Here is a 20552-nt window from a genome sequence, read left to right as displayed (position 1 = left end):
CTCCTTGAAAACAGAGGCGGGCGAGGCGCTCAGACCAGCTCGAACAGACCCGCCGCGCCCATGCCGCCGGCGATGCACATAGAGGCGACGACGTAGCGGACGCCGCGACGGCGCCCCTCGATCAGGGCGTGGCCGGTGATCCGGCTTCCGGTCATGCCGAACGGATGGCCGATGGCGATGCCCCCGCCGTCGACATTGAGCTTGGCGGGATCTATGCCCAGGGTGTCGCGGCAGTAGAGCACCTGGCTGGCGAAGGCCTCGTTGATCTCCCACAGGCCGATGTCGTCGATGGTCAGGCCGGCGCGTTCGAGCAATTTGGGGATCGCCAGCACCGGTCCGATGCCCATTTCGTCGGGCGCGCAGCCCGCCACCTGGAAGCCCCGGTAGACGCCCAGGATCTCCAGGCCTTCACGTTCGGCGGCGGCCCGCTCCATCACCACCTGGGCCGAGGCGCCGTCCGACAGCTGGCTGGCGTTGCCGGCCGTCACGAAACGGCCTTCCTTGACCCATTCGCCATCCTTCCAGACGGTCTTCAGCGCCGCCAGCCCCTCGGCCGTGGTGTCCGGCCGTATGCCCTCGTCGGCGGTCAGGGTCACGGTCTGATGCCCCGAGATCGACCCGTCCTTCTCCACGATCGCCTTCTCGACGGTCAGGGGCACGATCTCCTCGGCGAACCGACCCGCGGCGACGCCCGCCGCGGCGCGACGATGACTTTCGGCCGAGAACGCGTCCTGGGCCTCGCGACTGATCCCGTAGCGATCGGCGACGATCTCGGCGGTCTCGATCATCGGGATATAGGCCGTGGGTTCGGCGGCGATCACCGCCTGCGAGCGCGCCCGGAACCTCGGGGCGTGGGCGTTGACCGTCAGGGAGATCGACTCCGCGCCCGCGGCCACGGCGACATCGATGTCGCCGGCGATGATCGACCGCGCCGCCAGGGCCAAGGCCGTGAGGCCCGAGCCGCATTTGCGGTCCAGGGTGAAGGCGGGCACGCTCTGGGGCAGGCCGGCGGCGGGCACCGCCAGGCGGCCCAGGTTGTAACCCTGGGTGCCCCACTGGTTTCCCGTTCCCATGAACAGATCGTCGATGCGGGCCGGATCGATGCCGGCGCGCGTGACCGCCGCGCGCACCACGTGCGCGGCCAGGACCGGGGCCTCGGTGTCGTTGAAGGCGCCGCGATGGGCGCGGCCCACGGCGGTTCGCGCGGTCGAGACAATAACAGCTTCCCGCATCGTTTTCCTCCTGAAGCGTCCTGTTAGTAAGCGCAGTACGTTTGAAAATCGCCTATTTCAATGGACAAAATGGAGAACGAGACTCATTTTTCTGATGACCACCATGCTTCCAGCCCCACGCCCGGCGCAACGACTGGACGCTCGCCGCGCCGAACGGGCCCGCCCGGAGACGCTCCGAACGGCCGATCGTCAGGGCAGGCTAGGGTAGGGCTTAGACGTGCGACCGAGCCTCCGCCTTCAGGGGAAGGCCCGACGCGGATCGGCGCCCAGAGCGGGTGGAATGGGCGCGTTTGAGACCTTGGGCGGCCGCCAGCGGCGTCTGGTTTGAAGGTCGAATGTCGAATCGCAGCCCTTGACCGCATCTCCGCCGATCCCTGTCGACAGGGATCACGCTGCTGGTCGAGGCGACGGCTTGATCCCGACTGACCTGCTCTTGCGGCTCGCGCGCCAAGCCGGCGCCTGCAAACGGGAGAAGGCGGCGCTGGCGCCATAAGACGCGTTCAACAGGCGACGGTCGCAAGTGGCCGACCCAAGCCCGCGATGAGCTGGAGCGGCCGTGCTGGACGCGCATCGTGACCGGAGGTCAGACGCCGGCGATCCGTTGCAAGTGCTCGATACGCTCAACGCACTGGCGGCGATCCTGAAACGAAAGATAGCCGTTACGCTGCTCGACCCGGCCATCCTTTACGTCCTGGGCGACCTTCTATTGGACGCCCTTCATCCTGTCGGGCGCCTGGCGATAGGACGCAAATTCACGACCGCCTGCCTCACGCCCAGAACCGCCCCCTTGGCCCCGACCGAACCGTCGCCAAGGCCGCGCGACGACGAAGTCCAGCGATGACGCCGGTCGGTCCGGCCGGCGGATCGGACTCGCTCCGTCTTTCCTGGAAGACCAGCGCCTCTCCTTCTCGACCACCGCGCTTAGTTCGTTCCTGTCCGTCAGGCGCGGGGCTGATCCTCACAGACCCTGAGCGCGGTATTGCAGGGCCATCTGCAGGGGACTGACGGCAAGGATGTCGGTCAGGCGGTTCATGACCTGCTGAGCGACCTCGAACTGACCGGCCGCGATGAACAGCTTCACAAGATCGTGGATGCAGGCCACCTGCTGGCTGCGCGACTGATATTCCCGCTCGATCAACAGCATCATCTCGTCATGCAGTTGGCCCATGCGTTGGGCTCTCAAGGCATGGTCGAGCCTGATGGCTTCCAAGTCCCGGGCCTCCGTGGCGATCAGTTTCGCCAGCTGCAGGGCCTCGATCGCCAGGGTCACGACATCGGCGCTGTTCAAGGTGAACGGGAGGGGCTCAGCGCGGCCGCGAGCGTCACGCACCATGATCTGGCTCGGAGAAAGGGCAGGCGTTTTCATGTCTTTCACGCCGGCGCCTGGCGCGCGACCTGGTCGGCGGCCAGCGTCCAATAATAAAGCTGCGCCACCTTGGACCGTCCCTCCGCCGACAGGTTCGACAGAGCCACGCGGGCGGAAACCTGCGACGTCACATCAATGATCAGGCCCTCGATTTCACGTTCAACCGCTTTGAGTCGACCCGAAACGTCGACCATCTCCTCGTGGGCTCGCCCCAGCAACGCAATGGTGGATTGCGCCTCTTGGCAAAAGCCGCCGATCGCGCCTTGAGCGTCGGCGACGGCGCGTTTGGCTTTGGAAACCGTGCTCTTGGCGCGCAAGGCCAGCACGCCGGCCGCCGCGACGGCCATGCCGATGTTGGTGGGATTGCCCAATCCGCCGTTGGCGACCATCAAACGCCCCATCGCATGACCGGTGCTGCTCGGCAGAATGGAATATTTCCGCGCGAACTGGGCGGGGGTCAAATAGGTCGGAGCGGGCGGCAGGCGCAAGCGCGCCAACTGGGGCAAGCCGGACGCATCGGCGCGAAGGCCTTCCAAACCTTCGACCCATTTCAAAGCCTGCTTGCCGCGATGGGCCCATCGGAGCACCTGGCCCTGCTGGTGTCGGAGCTTTTCACGATCGGCGGTGAAGGTGCTGACGGCTTGATTGGCGCAGGTTTCGGCTTGGCCCTTGAGGGTGTCCAGATAAGCGGCGTGCCCCTTCAGAGCGTCCAGGTCCCGAGAAATGCTCAACCAGGCCCCCTCGACAGGAGGCGCAGTTACTGTGGGCTGGGGGACCCGGTCATCGGCAAAGATCTCTGCGACCGCGACCAGCGGCATGATGCGCTCGGGGTCCGTGCGGAGACTCACCGCGCCGCCAATGGCGCGTCCGACCTTGGAGAGGCTGGCGACGACCAGCATGCCAAGGCCGATGACCACGCCAAGCACGCCACAGCCCAGGAGCAAGGTGATAAACCCGTTCTCGCTACCGCCGCCGCTCATGAAGATGATCGCGACCGCCAAGGCGGCGGCGGCGAGCGACCAGCCCAGGACCTTCCCCGCGGTTGCGACCCTAAGACCCTCGGACTGTGACATGCGCCCCCGCAGCGTTCAGAAGCTCTACCTTGTCGCGTACTAATGAGAATGCAAGCGTACTGATTGCGTCGATTTCTACACGCGCCTCATCTTCCCCCAACAACGGGCCAGCGCTCAGGCGTGGGCGATGATGGGCAGGAAGGTCTCGGCCGTCAGGCTGGCGCCGCCGACCAGCACGCCGTCGACGTTCGGGGTCGCCAGGATGTCGGCGGCGTTGGCCGGCGTCACCGAGCCGCCGTACAGCAGCCGGACGCGGTCGCCGGCCGCGCCCAGGGCCGCCCGGCAGGTCTCGCGCAGCACCGCATGCATGGCGGCGATGTCGTCCGCGGTGGCCGAGCGGCCGGTGCCGATGGCCCAGATCGGCTCATAGGCCACCGACAGCCAGTCGCCATCGGCGTCGGCCGGCAGGCAATTCTCGAGCTGACCTCGAACCACCGCCTCGGCGCGGCCGGCCTCGCGGATGTCCAGCGGTTCGCCCACGCAGAGGATCACCGACAGGCCATGCCGGCGCGCGGCCTGCGCCTTGTCGCGCACCTCGGCGTCGGTCTCCTGGCGGCCCGCCCGGCATTCGCTGTGGCCGACGATCGTGAAGGCGGCGCCGGCGTCCTTGACCATGGGGGCCGACAGGCAACCGGTGTGCGCGCCCTTGTCGGCGGCGTGGATGTCCTGAGCGCCGACGCTCAGCGCGCCCGCGGCCTGCCAGGCGGCGGTGATCAGGGTCGCGGGCACGGCCAGGCCCACGTCCACGGCGGGCGTCTGGCGCGCCGCCGCGTCGATGGCGCCCAGGACGGGCAAGGCGGCCAGGTTGCCGTGCATCTTCCAATTGCCGACCACGTACTTGCGGGCGGGCTTATCCATAGCGACGTGCATTCGGTCTCCGCGCGCCAGGCCTTCCCGGCGCTTTGATGTCTATCTCTAAGGTGTGAGGGGCTTGCGTCAGGCCTGCTCCAGCACCTTGGCGGGCTGGCCGGCGCGGGCCAACCGTTCGCGCAGGGCGTCCAACTGGTCCCACAGGGCCGGCGGCAATCGGGCGCCGAACTTGTCGTAGGCCTCGGGAATCAGGGCGGCCTCGGCGCGCCAGATCTCGGGATCGACGGTGAGCAGCAGGTCCAGCTGGGCCTCGGTCAGGTCCAGACCCGTCAGGTCCAGGCCGTCGCGGGCGGGCAGGCGGCCGATCGGGCTGTCGACGGCTTCGGCCTCGCCCTCCAGGCGGTCGACGATCCACTTCAGCACGCGGCTGTTCTCGCCGTAACCCGGCCAGACGAACTTGCCGCGCTCGTCCTTGCGGAACCAGTTGACGAAGTAGATGCGGGGCAGCTTGGCCGGATCGGCCGACGCGCCGACCTTCAGCCAGTGATTGAAGTAGTCGCCCATGTTGTAGCCGCAGAACGGCAGCATGGCGAAGGGATCGCGGCGCAGTTCGCCGATGCTGTTCTCGGCCGCCGCCGTGCCTTCCGAGGCGACATTGGAGGCCAGGAACACTCCGTGCTCCCAGTCGAAGGCCTCGGTGACCAGCGGCACGGCCGAGGCGCGGCGGCCGCCGAACAGAATGGCCGAGATCGGTACGCCGGCCGGGTCTTCCCACTCGTCGGCGATGACCGGGCACTGGCCGGCCGGCACGGCGAAGCGGGCGTTCGGGTGGGCGGCGGGCTCGCCCGATTCCGGCGACCAGGCGCGGCCCTTCCAGTCGGTCAGGCCTTCGGGCGGATGGTCGCTGAGACCTTCCCACCAGACGTCGCCATCGGCGGTCAGGGCCACGTTGGTGTAGACGCAGTTGGAGTGCAGGGTGTCGACCGCGTTGCTGTTGGTCTTGACGCCCGTGCCTGGCGCCACGCCGAAGAAGCCGGCTTCCGGATTGATCGCGTACAGCCGGCCGTCGTCGCCGAACCGCATCCAGCAGATGTCGTCGCCGATCGTCTCGGCCTTCCAGCCGGGCAGGGTGGGCTGGAGCATGGCCATGTTGGTCTTGCCGCAGGCGCTGGGGAAGGCGGCGGCCACGTAGCGCACCTTGCCGGCCGGCGAGGTCAGCTTGAGGATCAGCATGTGCTCGGCCAACCAGCCTTCGTCGCGGGCCATCACCGAGGCGATGCGCAGGGCGTAGCACTTCTTGCCCAGCAGGGCGTTGCCGCCATAGCCCGAGCCGTACGACCAGATCTCGCGGCTCTCGGGGAAATGGACGATGTACTTCTCGTCATTGCACGGCCAGGCCACGTCGTCCTGGCCCTCGGCCAGCGGCGCGCCCAGGGTGTGCAGGGCCGGCACGAAGAAGCCGTCGTCGCCCAGGGCTTCCAGCGCCGCCTGACCCATGCGGGTCATGACCCGCATCGAGACGGCGACATAGGCGCTGTCGGTGATCTCCACGCCCAGGGCGCTGATCGGCGAGCCGACCGGACCCATCGAAAACGGCACCACATACATGGTGCGGCCGCGCATGCAGCCGTCGAACAAGCCGTTCAGCAGGCCGCGCATCTCGACTGGATCGCGCCAGTTGTTGGTGGGGCCGGCGTCGGCCTGGTCCTGCGAGCAGATGAAGGTGCGGCTCTCGACACGGGCGACATCGCGCGGGTCGGAGGCGGCGTAGAACGAATTGGGCCGTAGATTAGGGTTGAGACGCTTGAGCGTGCCGGCGGCGACCAGCTCGTCGGTCAGGGCCGCCCATTCCGCGTCCGAGCCGTCGCACCAGTGGACGGCCTTCGGTTTGGTCAGCGCGGCGACTTCGTCCACCCACGCCAACAGACGCGCGTGTTTCGTCGGGGGCGCGTTGGCGCCCAGCCCTTGGGTCTGCATGTCTCGTCCTGCTGCATATGTGGCGAAACTGGCGTCCGCCTTTGTCGACAACATAAACGGCCGCATTGACCGTCGAAACAGTCGATTTATTCTGACAACGTTGTCGTCGCCACTTTTGCATGGAAATGCCCGCAAGATGATCGGAAGACCTGAAATCAAACACGCGTTGGAAATACCGGTCGATTAATTTGATGCTGCTTGGTTCGGAGCTCTACGTGCATGGATGAGACGCGCTCATCGCGTATGCGCCGGGACTGGACTGGTTAATCGCCGGAAGAGACCTTTCCCCGACGACGCCCGCGCTGGGCCGACGACCGCCCAGGCCTTGGGCGCGACGGCGCGGGAAGGCATTCCGGACGGGCGCGGGCTGACCGTCCGGAACGCGATCGTGACAGGACACCCGGCGGCGTGCCAATCATGCGTCCATAGCTCGACAGTCGTGACGCGCGTCAGAGAATCCATCCGACGTCGCGCCGGCCGGCCAGATTGCAGGGCAGTGACCAATGGCCGATCCAGATTCCATCGCCGAAGCCGCGCTGGCCGTCATGGACGCGATGTTGGACGCGGTCGTGGCGATTGACCCCCGCGGCGGCATCCTGGCCTGGAACAGGGCCGCCGTCCGTATCTTCGGATGGAGCCGTGACGAGGCGCTGGGCCAGAACATGGGCGAGCTCATCGTTCCGTCCCAGCACCGCAAGAGCCACCATGACGGCCTTCGACGCTACCAGGAGACGGGCCTGGCGCGCGTGGTCGACCGGCGCATCGAAATCACCGCCCTGGACAAGACCGGCCGCGAATTTCCGGTCGAGCTGTCGATCATCGCCACGCCCGGCGGACCGGCCGCCTTCATCGGCTTTCTGCGCGACATCAGCGATCGCCGGGCCGCGCAAGAGCGCCTGATCCTCAGCGAAGAGTCCTTGCGGCTGACCACCCAGGCCGCCGAGATCGGCACCTGGGATCTGGACCTGCTGACCGGCGTCTTGACCTGGTCGGACCGGACCAAGGCCATGTTCGGGATCTCGCCGCACGTGGCCTGCACGCTCGACGATTTCTACGGCGGCCTGCATCCGGACGATCACGCCGCGACCACCGACGCGTTCGCGCGGGCGCTGGATCCCGAGCTGAGGGCCACCTACGACGTGCAGTATCGCACGATCGGCAAGGAAGACGGGGCCGTGCGTTGGGTGGCGGCCAAGGGCAAGGGCCTGTTCGACCTCGACGGGCGATGCGTCCGCGCCGTCGGCACGGCCATCGACATCACCGCCGGCAAGCTGGCCGACGAGCGCCACGCCTTCATGCTCGAGCTGAGCGACCTGCTGCGCGGCTCTGAAACCGACGTCGCCCTGCACGCGGCCAGCGCGTTGATGGGCCGCTATTTCGGGGTGTCGCGGGTCGGCTACGGCCAGCTCGATCCGGTCGAGGACGTGTTCGACTATGCGATCTGCTGGACCGACGGCAGCGTGCCGCCGCTGCTCGGGCGATTCCCGGCCCACGCCTTCGGGCGCAAGATCGTGGCCAAGCTCGGCGCCGGGGAGACCGTCGTCGTCGACGATCTCTTCTCCGACGCCATCAGCGACGAGGCCGAGACGCGCGCGACGGCGTCGAGCGTCGACACGCGCGCCATCTTGGTCGTGCCCTTCCTGCGGGCGGGCCGCTTGCACACCATCGTCTATCTCAACGACCGTCCCGCCCGTTTCTGGCGCGCCGATGAGATCGCCTTCATGCAGGAAGTGGCCGAACGCACTCGCCAGGTCATCGAACGCGGCGAGGCCGAAGCGGCGCTCCGAGCCTTGAACGCCACGCTCGAGATCCGGGTCGAGGCCCGCACCCGCGAGTTGCGCTCGACCGAGGAAGCGCTGCGTCAGTCCCAGAAAATGGAGGCGATCGGCCAGCTCACCGGCGGCATCGCCCACGACTTCAACAATCTTCTGCAAGGCATCACCGGCAGCCTCGACCTGATGCAACGGCGGCTGAACGAGGGGCGCACGGCCGAACTGGGTCGCTACGTGACCGGAGCCATGGCCTCGGCTCAGCGCGCGGCGGCCTTGACCCACCGGCTCCTGGCCTTCTCGCGACGCCAGCCGCTCGATCCGCGGTCGGTCCGCCCCAATCCGTTGATCGGCTCCATGGAGGAACTGCTGCGCCGCACATTGGGTGAAACCATCGAGCTGACCCTGTCGCTGCCCGACGACCTTTGGCCCACGCGATGCGACCCCAATCAGCTCGAAAACGCCGTGCTCAACCTGGCGATCAATGCTCGTGACGCCATGCCCGACGGCGGCAGGCTGACGATCGAGACGCGTAACGTCGATCTGGACCAGGTCGACGCTGTCACCGAGCCCGATCTGCGGCCGGGTCGGTACGTCTGCATCAGTGTTAGCGACACCGGCGTAGGCATGAGCGCCGAGATCATCGCGCGCGCTTTCGAGCCGTTCTTCACCACCAAGCCCACCGGGCAGGGGACGGGCCTGGGCCTGTCGATGATCTACGGCTTCGCGCGCCAATCGCACGGTCACGCCAAGATCGACAGCGCGCCAGGAAAAGGCGCGACCTTCAAGCTCTATTTGCCGCGCGATGAAGGCGAGGCGGAGGACCAGGACTTTCCCGCCGTCTTGATCCAGTCCGAGGGCGGCCACCAGGGCGAAACCGTGCTGGTGGTCGAGGACGAGCCGGTGGTCCGGGCCCTGGTCGTCGAGGTGCTGAGCGAGCTTGGTTATCTGGCCTTGGAGGCCGATGATGGGCCCACCGGTCTGGACGTCCTGCAATCGAGCCGATCCATCGACCTGCTGATCACCGACATCGGCCTCCCGGGCCTCAACGGCCGCCAGATCGCCGACGCCGCCCGCGTGCAACGGCCCGGACTGAAGATCCTGTTCATGACCGGCTACGCCGAGAACGCGGCGCTCGCTCCCGGCTTCCTCGAGCCTGGCATGGCGATGATCACCAAGCCGTTCACGATGGAGACCTTGGCGTCGCGGATTCGCGAGCTGTTTGCGGCCGAATAGGCGGACCGGCGGCGGGGTGGCTGCTTCAGGCTGTCAATCTAAGAGCGCATCGCACCCTGACCCCAACATTTCGGTTGAACTCGCGCAAAGCTTCACCGAACACTGTTCTGAGGGCTTGGCCGGAGCGGGACATGGGTTGGATCGACGATCTGAAGGTCAAGACCGCAGAGCTGGTGCAATCCGCCGTGCTCAATTGCAAGGCCAGCGCGGCCGAGGTGAACGCCGACGCCCACGGGCAATCCCTTTCGGCCTGGCGCACCAAGCATGTCGGCCTGGCGGTTGCGGCGGCTGGCGGAAACCTCATCGGCGGCCCGGTCGCCTTCGCCGCCCTGGCGATCGAAATTCCGGCGCTGCTCAACATCATGAGCCGCGCCTCCCTCGGCATCGGTACGATCACCACAGGCGCGGCGTCCGACGACGACTACGAAGCCATTCTCGCGGTTTGGGCTGGCGCTGTCGCCCTGGACGGCGATCTCCTCGCGGCGACCCGCGCCCATCTGGCGGGAGGGGCCGCCGCAGCCGCCGGGTCGAACCTGGGCGGGGCCCTGGCGAGCTCTCTTGCTGGCTCCGCCGGCACGAAGGCGATCGCCAAGGCCGCCGTCAGTCTGAACACTCAAATGCTCAGCTCCGCCGTTGCGGCGATCGTCGGGAAGAAGCTGATGCTCAAGGGCGGATCGAAGCTGATCGCCAGCAAGATCGCCGCCAAGATCGTCGCCAGCCTCCCGACACGCTTCATGCCGATCGTCGGCGCAGCCGTCGCCGGAACGATCAACGCCTGGTTCCTCAACAGCCTGATGGACGCCGCCGAACGCTATTACGGCTTCTTGGGCGAGGCTGCGGGATCGGCGCCGGAGCTCCTGCCGGCATAGAAGGGGCGGCCGGGTAACCGGTCGCCCCTTCGCCCTTTCCAGCACGTAAGCGAACTTGAGGCAATGTTGGGTTGCGGGTCGTCGACGATGCGCTCCAAACTTCGCTTGTGAGCAGAGCCGCCGCTCCCACATCCGAGGCCAGGCGCCCCTGGGCGGCATGAAACGGCGACGGTTCGGGTCCGGCGAGCTTGCGCGCCCAGCCATCTCACCTGGCCCGGAAAGCGCCAGGGGGGCGAGCAGTCCACGGAACTACTCGGGTGCGGCGACGCCAAGGACACGGGGATAGGGCAGGGCGGATGAATGATTTTAGGAACAAGATCGCGATCTTGCGCAGGCTCTATTCGCCCCAGCGCTACAGCACCAACCCTCTGGAGCATGCAAGGCTTCAGAAAGTCGTCGTCGAGGGTTTTGAGAAACAGTTCATACCGCTCATCGGGTTTCGTGATCAGTCGACCTGGTCGAAACGCTGCGCCGATCCCAGAATCTTCAAGGAAGCCGAACTGAGGATTATCGCCAAATTCTTCCATCTCCATGAGTTGACCGAACCCTCAGAGGAGGCATGGAGGCTTTTGACAGATCAGTATTCTTATGAAGAGTTCAATCTTCGCCTCGTCAAGAATGCCTATGGCACCTTCGAATCCTATAGAGGCATACTCCCTACACCGGCCGGGGACAGCGCGACGGCGGCCGATTTCCTCCATGCGCTGATGGCTTTCTCGGCTGCGCCCCTCGACATCGAAGTGCTCGAGCTGACGCGGGCGCGCGGAGCGGCCGAGCGCGACGAACTGGAAGAACAAGCCCTCCTGCGCCGTCTGCCGCCGGGCGCGTCCTACGCATACCGATTGGGCATGGATCGGAAAGTCACAGGCTTCCTCTATGTCTTCGAAATTTCGTCCGACGCGCGCGGGCGCCAGGCCGCCTGCGCCATGGTCGCGCCTTCCCCGCTCCATGCCGAACTCCGCTTTGCAAATCCCACCCTTGTTCCCGAACCGTTCAGCAGCGCTGCGCGCACCGGGTTCACGATGTCGGATCGCTTTGCCCGCTGCACGACCGTGGGGGTGGTGACCGATCGCGCCCTGACGGCGCTGCCCCGGCCCGCGCCAGACAGAAACTTTGCGTGGCTTGGTCTGGAAACCATTCGCCTTCTGGCGCGACAGATCGCCGATCAGTCTCTCCAGACCACGGTCTACCGGGGCCTTTTCACGCTGGGCCTCAAGACATGACGGGCTGGAAGGCGCTAGATTCAACCTTCGCCCGCATCAGCTCGGCCGCGGCGCGGGCCAAGGCCGAGCGGATGCAGAAATCCGGCGAGGCGCTGCAATTTCGGGTGTTGGCGGCGCACGCCTGCGTCATCCTGATCAAGCTCGCGCGTATAGAGGTCCGGCTGGAGACGCGGCCGCATCCGCAAGAGTTCACCGACGCGCTCCTCCGGCTGGACGATGAAAATCGCAAGGCGCTGACGCGCGCCGGAGCGCTCTACGCGGTGGCCTTGGCCCAGGCGGGCGACTATGGCCAATGCATCGGCTTTGGCGTCCCGGCGCTCGGCGATCTGCAAGACCGTGACGGCGCCAGGGTGGAGCGGCTCGAATTGCTCGCGGCGCTGGGATCTTCCTACCGGGCTCTGGGCGAAGCTGAAAACGCCGCCTATTGCGATCGTCTCTGGGACCAGCTGGAGGCGGAGATTCAGCGACTTAATCCGCCGCCGCCCTGGCTCCTGGCCATGTCTTCCGCCGACGCCCTCTGGCACGCCGGGCGAACCGAGGAGGCGATCAGCGTCCTCGACGCGGAGCTGCTGGCCCATCGCAATCGCCGGGGCAAGACCGCGAGGCAGGCCTCGCCCTGGATAGGTCTGATGGCGGCCATGAAGGATAGCTACGAGGCGCTCGACGCCCGGGACGTCGACGCCATCGTGCGAACGGCCGTCGCCGAGGCCGAGGCCGCCTGGCGCATGGGTCAGGTCAGCTACGATCTTGCGCCAGAGCTTCTTCTGGGGCGGGCCGAGGTGGTGTTGGACCTGGGCGCGGACCCGACGAAGGTTCGCAACATCGTCTGCAAAGCTTTGGTCTTCGCACGCGACGTTCGCAACAAGCAGGCGTTGCGCTGGCGGGTCTTGGACCTGCTCGGCGCTTCAGCGGGCTCCGCCGCCGAGCGCATCCTGCTGGCGAAGTTGGCCGTGGCCGAAGTCATTTCGCTTCGCTCGGACTTGGCGAGCATCGACGATAGCTTGGGCGTGAACGAGGATGGCCGGCTCGCCAGGCTGTTTTCGCACCTGGTGTCCGATCTGATCGCCGAAGGACGTCTGGCCGAGGCGAGCATGGTCATGGCCCTCAGGCGCCAGAACGAAATCGCTCCCGAAGCCGGTGATGAGCGTAGTGGTCTTGATCCAGGCGCCGCCTTGCTGCTCGGGCCCGAGAACGCCGCGGCGATGATCTACTACGCCGCCCGAAACGCTGGCGAGCCGAGCCGGGCGCTGACCTTGATGTCGGAACTTGGCGACCACATACGGCTAGCGCTCGAACAGGCGGAAACGGCGAGCGCCCGGCCGATCTTCCATGATTTGCCCACGGCGTTCATGGCGAGCGACGCCCTGATCCAAGTCATGCCGGGCGCGGAACAAACCAGCCTGATCCTCAGGACGTCGAAGCGGACCCTGTCGCGGCAGCTGCCCGTGTCGGCGCGACAGATCAACGCCTGGGTCTTCGCCGCGCTTCAGAACATCGAAGCGCGCGCTGCGCTGGCCGACCTTCCCGAACTGGCCCATCTCTTCGACCATTTGATCACCCCGGTGGAGGCGGCGTTGCGCGAGGACGGCGTCGAGCGTCTCGTGATCGCGGCCAGCGGCGCGTTGCAAGTCCTGCCCTGGTCGAGTCTTCACGACGGCAAATCCTGGCTGGTCGAGCGTTTGACCATTTGCCGCGCACCGACCGACGCTCAGATCCTGGCGCAGGATCTCGTGCGACCGCCGCGCTTCTTCCTGGGCGGAACTGGCCGCGGCGCGCCCGGTCTGGCCGGCCCGATCCAGATCATGTCCGAACTGGAAGGCGTCCGGCGCACCGCGCAAGCCTTCGGCGAGATCACCTTCGCGGTCGAGCGCGATTTCACGCGCCAGGCCGTGCTGAACGCCATGGCGACACACTCTGTCGTGGCCTGCGCCGCCCACTGCCTGCCGGACACGCTTTCACCCCGCCGCTCGCGCTTGTTGCTCGGCGACGGCTCGACAATCCCACTCGAAGACCTCGCCCAAGAGCGATCGTCGGCTGATCTGGTCGTCCTCAGCGCCTGTGCGACGGGCCGCTCGGGCGCCAGTCTCGTGCCGGGCGGCGACATGTCGGTCGATCGACTGCTCAGCGCAGCCGGGGTGCGCTCCGTCATCTCGACCGCTTGGAAGGTCGATAACGACGCCCAGACCCAGTTGATCCTGAGCTTCTTCGACCACTGGCTGATCGACGGCGTGGGCAAGGACGAGGCCTTGGCGAGCATCCAGCGTCGGATGATCGCCGGCGAGATCCAGGGCCCCCACGGGCGCGATGACTGGACCCGCCCTTATTATTGGGCCGCTCCCATGCTGACCGGCAACTGGCGCGGCTTCTCCGGCCGAGCGGCCGCCTCGTTCTGAGGGCGACGAAGACCGCGCCGCGGGGACCGATGCGAGCAAATAATTGCCGACCCCGGCGAGGTCGCCGCTTCTAGCATGAGCTCACGCCGCATCCCGCGGACACAGGGAGTGAGTAGGATGAGAGAGCGGGCCGTGCGATCTTCACCGACGCCGCCGGCGCCGGGCGCCAACGCCAAGGAGCGCGTTCAACTCGATATTTTCGTGATCTGCCTGATGGGACTGATCGCCGTGATGATCCTGTCGGTGGTGTCGATCATGGTCTTGACCTTGTCGGGCGGGCTGCTGGCGACATCCGAGGCCTGGCCGCGCTTTCAGCCGGCGATCGACGTCTTCAAGCAGGTGTTGCTGATGGCGCTCGCCTGCGTCATCGGCATGCTGGGCGGCAAGGCCGCCGCGCGGTGAAGCACCGTCGTCAAAAGCCGTTGCGTGACGTGGGGCCGCAGCCAAACACCAGGGCGGCCTCGGGCATGGCCGCCCGAGTCTTCTCGACCCGGCGCTGGCCCCATGATCTGGAGATCGGCGGAACCTCAGCCCACAGAGAGCGAGGATCCCGGCTCGCGCGACTTCGGCCACAGGCCGAAGACTTTATGGGCCTCGACAGCGAGAAACGGGCATTTCGATCTGGGTAAAACGCGCCTGTGTTCCCTATTTTACCAGCAGTTCTACCCGCCGATTGGCGTCACGCCCGTCAGGCGTTTCGTTGTCGCCCCGCGGGATTTCGTCACAGAAACCGCGGATCGAGGTGTTGGTCACGCCGTTCTGCGCCAGCACCTTGCGGACAGCCTCCGCTCGGAACAGGGAAAGCCGGCAGTTGGTCTTATAGCGCCCCAAGCTGTCGGCGTGACCCGCCAGAATGAGTGTGCGGTTGGGGTTGGCCTGAGCGGCCCGCAGAAAGCGCTGCACGTCGTCTCGGGCCAAGCTGTCCAATTCATCGCTTCCGCTCCGAAACTTGATGACGGCCGGCTGCAAATTGGCCGTCTTGATCAAGCTGCAATATTCATTGGGATCGCCATCCCAGCGGCTGGACAGGCCGCAGCGGCCAATCTCGTGCTCACTCACCCTCTCAGCACGGGTGAAATCAGTCTGGACCCGCAGGTCCACGAAGCCGGTCTCCTTGACCACCTTCTGACCGGCGTCGGAACGGACGAAGGCCAGGAACGGGTCGGCGCGTGGGTTGTCGCCGGTGGTGTAGAGGTAAAGGCGACGAAACAGCGGATAGCGTTCGCTGCGCACGGTGAACATCGTCGGCGCGAAGGCATCGACCTGACCCGCCGAAATCGAGAGGGCGACGGCGGTTTTCACATAGGGCATGGCGACGAAGCCGATGGCGTCGCGATCCTCGGCCACCATGCTCTCCAGCTTGGCGCTGTCCTTGATCTCGGTCGCGCCGACGATGTCGTCGCCTTGCAGCGCCTTGGCCGTGAAGCCGTCGCGAGTGCCCGACCCCTGTTCGCGCGCGAAGACGCGGATACGGCGGCCCGACAAGCCGCCGACCTGCCCCCAATCGGTGATCTGACCGGTGTAGATATCGTGCAGTTGGCGGATCGAGAGGGTTTCGACGGTGTTGTGCGGCGATACGATCACGGCGATGCCGTCATAGGCGATCACGTGCTCGGCGGTCGGATTGGTCCAGGCCGGCCCCAGGGCGTCGCCTTCCTTGCCCTTCATCGATCGCGACGCCATCACGATGTCCGCCCGGCCCGCCGCTGCGTCCTTAAAGCCGCTTCCCGTGTCGTGCGCCTTGACCACAATGGTCACAGCTTCGCCATTCACCCGGCCGCTGACCCGCGCTTCTTCCTCGCCGGTCTCTTCGACACGCACCTTTTGGCCGCCTTCGCTTTCAAGCCAGGCCTTGGCCAAGGCCGGTCCCAGCTTGCCGCCGATCGAATTCGACCCCGACAGCACCAAGTCCACCTGACCCGTGGTCGGCTTCACCACCAGGCTCAGCAGCCACCCGGCGAGCACCAGGGCCAAGACGGCGCCGCCGATGATCGCGGCGGGCCGCGCCCAGGCGCCCACCTTCAGGCCGCCGGCCTTGTCGGCCTGCCGCATGGCCTGCAGCGGCATGCCGCATCCGGGACAACGCGTATCCGGCGAAGGCATCTCAATCAGTTCGCCGCTCGCCGATAGGCTGCACATCTGCGGAAGATTGGTGCAACGGCCTTGCTGAATCACAGGGAAGCCTTTCCTTCGAGAATCGCGATGGCTTCGCGGGCCGCCTGACTCCAGGCCAGGACCACCTTGTCGCTGGGATCGTCGTTCCGGTCGGTGCGGATCACGCCGACGACCTTGAGGACGGCCTCGCGCGCGGTGCTCGTGTCGGCGGCCGACAGCCGGCGCTCAAGCTCACCCGCCAGGGCCGCCGAGCGCTCCTCGGTCAGTTGGTCGGCGGCGTCGGGCAGGCTGCGACCCAGTTCGATCGGCTCCAGGTCGAGGCCCAGATCGTCCTTGCGCGGAATGACCAGCCGCCGATCCTTGCCGGAGCCGACCTCCAGGATCAGGCCCGCGCCATAGGCCAGCAATAGCCGGCGCCGCACCTCCTCAGCCGTGCTCTTGGAGTCCTTGAGGAACAGCGAAGGCAGCTTGCCGCCGTCCTCGATGTGGATCTCCAGGGCGGCGCGGCCCGGCGGGCTTTGGGCCACTCGTTCCTCGTATTTGCCCTTCAACTGCTTGAGCAGGCGCATGTAGCGCAGCGGGAACAGGTAGACGATGCCGATCAGGCTGATCTCGTTCTGGCGATCGCCCTCCACCGGCACGAACTCGACGCTGGCGGCGTTGCAGGCGTCGCGGAACGCCGTCTTCAGGGCCTTGACGAACTCGCCGTGCTCCTTGGGCTCGGGCATCATGATGGCGTAGGCCTCGATGGCCCGCGCCGCGGCCGTCTGTTTCTTGTTTTTTTCAGTGTCGTCGAACACCACGAAACGGCCGGCGCTGCGAACGATATCCTCGACCTCGCGGCGCAGCTTGGCGGGATTGTCTCCCCACAGGTGGACCAGCTTCTCGATGATCGAGACCCCGATCACCCGGTCGCTGTCCTCGCGGACCAGCCGGGCGTGGCTGGAGGCCACGTTCCGCGCGCAGGTCGCCACGATGACGTCCCGGACGTCGACCTCGCCCAGCCGGCGATTCAGGCCGCGGAAATCGGGCTCCTGGCCCAGGGCCGCGATCACCGCCTGGCGCACGGCCGTCGTGTGAGTGCGCTGCTCGCCCTCGTCCAACACCAGGCGGCGCCGAGTGGCGGCCACGGCCTTGGCGTCTTCGACCGTGGTTACGTACCCGTCCGTCGTCGTGCCGTCCTGATCTTGGCCCGATCGCGCCTGGGCCACCTCCAGGGCGCGCCGGCCGGCCGCGTCGATCAGGGCCTCGGCGCTGTCGATCTGGGCCTTCAGCTCCTGCAGGCGCGCGATCACCTGGTTGATCAGGGCGCGGGCGAACCGTGCTCCGGCCAGATTGGTTCGCGCCGACATCTGCTGACGCAGCAACAGCCCGGCGTTCTGCAATTCGCGCTTGTGGGCGCCCAGCAGGCCCAGGGCGATCTTCGACCAGCGCACCTGTAGCTCGCTTAGCTGGCGGGTCAGGTCCTGATCCAACGCATCGAGGTCGACGCCGCTTTTCTCCAGAACCGGCGCACGGGCCTCCAACTGGTGGATCACCGCAGTGACCACGCGGCCGACCTCGTTGAGCGATCGCTCCCCGCCCTGCCACTGGTCGAACAGGGTCCGCTGCACGCGGTTGCGGATTTCATCGGCGTAGTTCTTCTGGTCGCGTTCGGCGACCTGGAAGAACTGCTGAACGCCCGAGGAGCGGTAACCCTGGTCCCAGGCGGTCTGGTACAGCTTGCGCAGCTCCCCCAGCCACGAGGTGCGGTCTCCGGTGTGGGACCGCGAGACAAGGTTGGTCTCCCAGGCGGCCCACTCCTCGTCGAACCGCAGCCAGCGCTTGGAGTTCTCGGTCTCGATGATCGGCCGGCTCAGGCGCAACTGATCGTCCGTGAGGCGCCAGTCCTCCATCTGCTTGCGGTCCGCGGCGAATTCCGCGTCGGCCCGGGGTCTGGGCTGTTCGAGAAAGCCGCTGTCGGCCTGCCAGTTGTTGAACTGCAGCTGGCGATAGGCCTGGGTGGCGAAGTCGAAGGTCAGGTATTCGCGAATGCGCTGCTCGGGGAAGGCGATACGCCGCATTCCGAAGCTGAGGAACTGCACCGCCCGCTGGCCCTTGCGCGAGGCCCCGTCGGTTTCCGGCGTCGCGGCGACGTTCTCGAAGGCTTCGGCGCGCTTCAGCGCGCCCCAGTTGGTCCGGCTGGCCAGAACGATCTTGTGGTAGACGAAATCGGCCAGGATATCCATCAACTCGGTCTGGATGCTGGCGCGATATCCGCGATCATTGTCGTCTGAGAACACATAGGTGCAGTCGGTCCAGACCTCGGTGGGCAGGTTCATGCGCTCACCGGTGACCACGTCGAAGGGCTTCCAAGCGCCCGCCAGCAAGGCGTTCAATTCCTGGATGGCCGCGTAACCGTTCGCGAAATAGTTGCCGCCCGCCAGCCAATTCTGCGGCGGGCTGAGATCGGGGATGTAGCCGTAGAGAATGATCTTGTGGCGACCGATCTCGGGATATTCCTTGCGCAGTTGAGCCACCACGTCGATCACGGAGCCCGACCCGGTGCCGCCCGCGAAGCCGGTGAAGACGTGAAAGGTGATGTCCGGCGTCTTGGAGCGGGTCTGCATGTCCCCCACCGCGGCGCGCACGGCCGCGACGAAGGCCTTGGCCCGCAGCGCGAACAGGAAACGCCCCAACCGACGCTTCTGGCCGCCAGCGGAGTCTTCCTTCAGGCCGGCCAGGATATCTCCCCAAGCCGCACGGTCGCCCAGCCACGGCGCGACGTTCGGGTGCTGGTTGATGTCGTCGAGCACCGACTTCAGGTCGCCGCGCGAGATCGGGAAGTGACAGCGGTTGGGCAGGAACAACGACTTGCCCAACACCGTCCAATCGCCTTTGTCCCGGAAGGATTCAGGGTCGGAGTCGACAAACAGATAGTCCAGCGTGACGTTCGGAGGCGCCTCGTCCCGATGCCCCTCATAGACGGCCTTGCGGAACGCCTTGAGGACTCGGCCGCCGGTGCCGCCCAGCCCGATCAGCAAATGATTCATAAGAATTTCCCCCAAGCGGGAAATCGCTAACAACCTGCCGCAAAGGTTTTGTGACGATCGCCAATGCCGTGTAAGGTTGTGTGGCGCCTGCACTGACCAACGGTAACCGGAGCGGGAACCTTCCCGCTGATGTGCAGCTCCTGACACCGTTCCCCATCTGGCTTAATTGACCCGCTGGCTGAACACCCGGCTATGGCGCCCTTGTCGAATGACGTTCGACGGCAGAGATGCCGCGTTTCGATCAGGTCATGTCCGCTCCAATCGCCAGCCGCGTCGGTCAGTTCGTCGGCGCTCATCCCAGCGACGGCGTTTCAGCGAACGCCATTTCGAAATTCGGCGACTCGGGCCCATCCTCTTGGGCGACAACATCAGATCGAGGGATGCGACCGATAGCGCGCGACGTTCCGGTGGCCGATTGGCCGGTGAAGTCGGTGACGCGATGGAGGCCGCCCAAAATCCCGCCAGCCTCATCTTGAGATAGTCCGAGGCTTGCATGAACTCGTCGGAACCGCGCGATCACCACTACGCCCCGCAGTTCTATCTGCGGAATTTTGCCGTCGACGCCGAGCGCAAGAAGATCGCGACGGTCGCCAAGAACGGCTCGCGGCTGATCTGGAGTGTCCGGTCGATCGAGACCCTGGGGTTCGAGCGGGACTTCTACGTTCACTACGGCGAGGGCGCGCCGGTCTCGGTGGAGACGACGATCAACAGGCGCATCGAAACCCCGATTTCGAGAAGCGACACTTGGCGCAAGATCGCCGAGGGGCGTTCAGACAGCCTCGATCACAGCGATCGCTCTGTTCTCTACGCGCTCGTTCGGCACTTCAAAGCCCGCACGCCCCATGCGCTCCAGACCTCGTTGGAGCTGATCGAAATGGCGGCCGATCCCAATAGCAAGATCCCGTTCACCGACGAGGAGCGGACGATGTACGCCGCGATCCGCGCTCGGCCTGGTGGCGCCAAGGCGTTCATGAACCTGATGGCCGCCAACATGCTGTGGAGCCGCGAAGAGTTCGAGAGCTGCGGGCTTTGGGTGCTGCGCTCGCCAATCCCGTTGCGGGCTTCAACCACGCCCGTTCTCACGATCTCCGCGCCCTCCAACCCCGCGCTCAGTATGCCGCTGCCGGGCATGACGCCCTATGTCGACATGCTGCCTCTGGATCCCTGCACGCTGGTGATCCTGGCGCTAGGCAACTTCGACGGCGCGTTCTCTAACACCATGATGAGCGTGGATGAGGCGCGATACTACAACCGCCACTTCATCGGTCAGCTCCAGCACTTCGACCCCATCCGGCACGTCATCACTGGTCGCGAGGGCCTGAGCGAGGAGATGGCGTGGGCGGGCTACGAAAAACTGGCCGAGAGCGATCAGAAGATGGTCTTTCGCCTACGTGAGATGGCGGAAGCGCTCGCACCCGACGCCTAGGCGAGCCGATCGACGCGACGGAAGAGAAGGC

Annotated in this window: 14 protein-coding genes; 7 read left to right on the top strand and 7 right to left on the bottom strand. The window is 66.3% G+C overall.

Annotated elements, in window-relative coordinates; all coding sequences use genetic code 11:
* Positions 1 to 29: 29 nt before the first annotated feature.
* Positions 30 to 1232 (bottom strand): thiolase family protein, encoded by a 1203-nt coding sequence (locus G3M62_RS26230; RefSeq protein WP_165191749.1) that lies wholly within the window; start codon positions 1230 to 1232, stop codon positions 30 to 32.
* Positions 1233 to 1788: 556 nt separating this feature from the next.
* Here G3M62_RS26230 and G3M62_RS26225 point away from each other — a divergent pair.
* A complete protein-coding gene (locus tag G3M62_RS26225) occupies positions 1789 to 2073 on the top strand; it encodes a hypothetical protein (RefSeq protein WP_165191748.1) in 285 nt (94 codons plus the stop codon).
* Between the two features lie 117 nt (positions 2074 to 2190).
* On the opposite strand, the gene G3M62_RS26220 is transcribed toward G3M62_RS26225, so the two are convergent.
* The 4 genes from G3M62_RS26220 to G3M62_RS26205 all read right to left on the bottom strand — a co-directional run bounded on the left by G3M62_RS26220 (position 2191) and on the right by G3M62_RS26205 (position 6458).
* A complete protein-coding gene (locus tag G3M62_RS26220) occupies positions 2191 to 2565 on the bottom strand; it encodes a hypothetical protein (RefSeq protein WP_165191747.1) in 375 nt (124 codons plus the stop codon).
* A gap of 38 nt (positions 2566 to 2603) precedes the next feature.
* The gene (locus G3M62_RS26215) at positions 2604 to 3671 is read right to left on the bottom strand and encodes a hypothetical protein (protein WP_165191746.1); all 1068 of its coding nucleotides are present in this window, start codon (positions 3669 to 3671) and stop codon (positions 2604 to 2606) included.
* Between the two features lie 114 nt (positions 3672 to 3785).
* The gene (gene tpiA, locus G3M62_RS26210) at positions 3786 to 4541 is read right to left on the bottom strand and encodes a triose-phosphate isomerase (RefSeq protein ID WP_246263648.1); all 756 of its coding nucleotides are present in this window, start codon (positions 4539 to 4541) and stop codon (positions 3786 to 3788) included.
* 66 nt (positions 4542 to 4607) lie between these two features.
* The gene (locus G3M62_RS26205; RefSeq protein WP_165191745.1) at positions 4608 to 6458 is read right to left on the bottom strand and encodes a phosphoenolpyruvate carboxykinase (GTP); all 1851 of its coding nucleotides are present in this window, start codon (positions 6456 to 6458) and stop codon (positions 4608 to 4610) included.
* A gap of 503 nt (positions 6459 to 6961) precedes the next feature.
* Between G3M62_RS26205 and G3M62_RS26200 the strand changes: the two genes are divergently transcribed.
* From G3M62_RS26200 to G3M62_RS26180, 5 genes are all read left to right on the top strand, one after another.
* Positions 6962 to 9463, top strand: a complete 2502-nt coding sequence (locus G3M62_RS26200; RefSeq protein ID WP_165191744.1) for a PAS domain S-box protein — start codon at positions 6962 to 6964, stop codon at positions 9461 to 9463.
* A 131-nt stretch (positions 9464 to 9594) separates the two neighbouring features.
* A complete protein-coding gene (locus G3M62_RS26195) occupies positions 9595 to 10332 on the top strand; it encodes a hypothetical protein (protein ID WP_165191743.1) in 738 nt (245 codons plus the stop codon).
* Between the two features lie 326 nt (positions 10333 to 10658).
* Positions 10659 to 11555 carry a hypothetical protein gene (locus G3M62_RS26190; protein WP_165191742.1) on the top strand — a complete coding sequence of 299 codons (897 nt, stop codon included), beginning with the start codon at positions 10659 to 10661 and terminating at the stop codon, positions 11553 to 11555.
* On the top strand, positions 11552 to 13948 hold the full coding sequence (locus G3M62_RS26185) for a CHAT domain-containing protein (protein WP_165191741.1): 2397 nt from the start codon (positions 11552 to 11554) through the stop codon (positions 13946 to 13948). The genes G3M62_RS26190 and G3M62_RS26185 overlap by 4 nt, the downstream gene beginning before the upstream one ends.
* A 132-nt stretch (positions 13949 to 14080) precedes the next feature.
* On the top strand, positions 14081 to 14350 hold the full coding sequence (locus tag G3M62_RS26180; protein WP_165191740.1) for a hypothetical protein: 270 nt from the start codon (positions 14081 to 14083) through the stop codon (positions 14348 to 14350).
* A gap of 243 nt (positions 14351 to 14593) precedes the next feature.
* Here the strand turns inward: G3M62_RS26180 and G3M62_RS26175 are convergent, their stop codons facing one another.
* Positions 14594 to 16015: a substrate-binding domain-containing protein gene (locus G3M62_RS26175; protein ID WP_165191739.1), complete on the bottom strand. Its 1422-nt coding sequence runs from the start codon at positions 16013 to 16015 to the stop codon at positions 14594 to 14596.
* 104 nt (positions 16016 to 16119) lie between these two features.
* Complete coding sequence (locus tag G3M62_RS26170) at positions 16120 to 19095, bottom strand: tubulin-like doman-containing protein (RefSeq protein ID WP_165191738.1); 2976 nt, start codon at positions 19093 to 19095, stop codon at positions 16120 to 16122.
* A 493-nt stretch (positions 19096 to 19588) separates the two neighbouring features.
* Between G3M62_RS26170 and G3M62_RS26165 the strand changes: the two genes are divergently transcribed.
* On the top strand, positions 19589 to 20521 hold the full coding sequence (locus tag G3M62_RS26165; protein ID WP_165191737.1) for a DUF4238 domain-containing protein: 933 nt from the start codon (positions 19589 to 19591) through the stop codon (positions 20519 to 20521).
* Positions 20522 to 20552: the final 31 nt, after the last annotated feature.

Origin of the sequence: Caulobacter soli (assembly GCF_011045195.1) — a bacterium.
Classification (GTDB): domain Bacteria; phylum Pseudomonadota; class Alphaproteobacteria; order Caulobacterales; family Caulobacteraceae; genus Caulobacter; species Caulobacter soli.
The sequence above is the reverse complement of the archived record's forward strand: the minus strand, read 5'-3'. Positions and strand labels throughout refer to the sequence as shown.

Excerpts from the sequence above, each read along its gene's own strand:
- G3M62_RS26175 (WP_165191739.1), bottom strand. The coding sequence starts at position 16,015 with ATGCCGCTGCAGGCCATGCGGCAGGCCGACAAGGCCGGCGGCCTGAAG.
- G3M62_RS26215 (WP_165191746.1), bottom strand. The coding sequence starts at position 3,671 with ATGTCACAGTCCGAGGGTCTTAGGGTCGCAACCGCGGGGAAGGTCCTG.
- tpiA (WP_246263648.1), bottom strand. The coding sequence starts at position 4,541 with ATGCACGTCGCTATGGATAAGCCCGCCCGCAAGTACGTGGTCGGCAAT.
- G3M62_RS26165 (WP_165191737.1), top strand. The coding sequence starts at position 19,589 with ATGAACTCGTCGGAACCGCGCGATCACCACTACGCCCCGCAGTTCTAT.
- G3M62_RS26195 (WP_165191743.1), top strand. The coding sequence starts at position 9,595 with ATGGGTTGGATCGACGATCTGAAGGTCAAGACCGCAGAGCTGGTGCAA.
- G3M62_RS26170 (WP_165191738.1), bottom strand. The coding sequence starts at position 19,095 with ATGAATCATTTGCTGATCGGGCTGGGCGGCACCGGCGGCCGAGTCCTC.
- G3M62_RS26230 (WP_165191749.1), bottom strand. The coding sequence starts at position 1,232 with ATGCGGGAAGCTGTTATTGTCTCGACCGCGCGAACCGCCGTGGGCCGC.
- G3M62_RS26220 (WP_165191747.1), bottom strand. The coding sequence starts at position 2,565 with ATGGTGCGTGACGCTCGCGGCCGCGCTGAGCCCCTCCCGTTCACCTTG.
- G3M62_RS26200 (WP_165191744.1), top strand. The coding sequence starts at position 6,962 with ATGGCCGATCCAGATTCCATCGCCGAAGCCGCGCTGGCCGTCATGGAC.
- G3M62_RS26205 (WP_165191745.1), bottom strand. The coding sequence starts at position 6,458 with ATGCAGACCCAAGGGCTGGGCGCCAACGCGCCCCCGACGAAACACGCG.
- G3M62_RS26185 (WP_165191741.1), top strand. The coding sequence starts at position 11,552 with ATGACGGGCTGGAAGGCGCTAGATTCAACCTTCGCCCGCATCAGCTCG.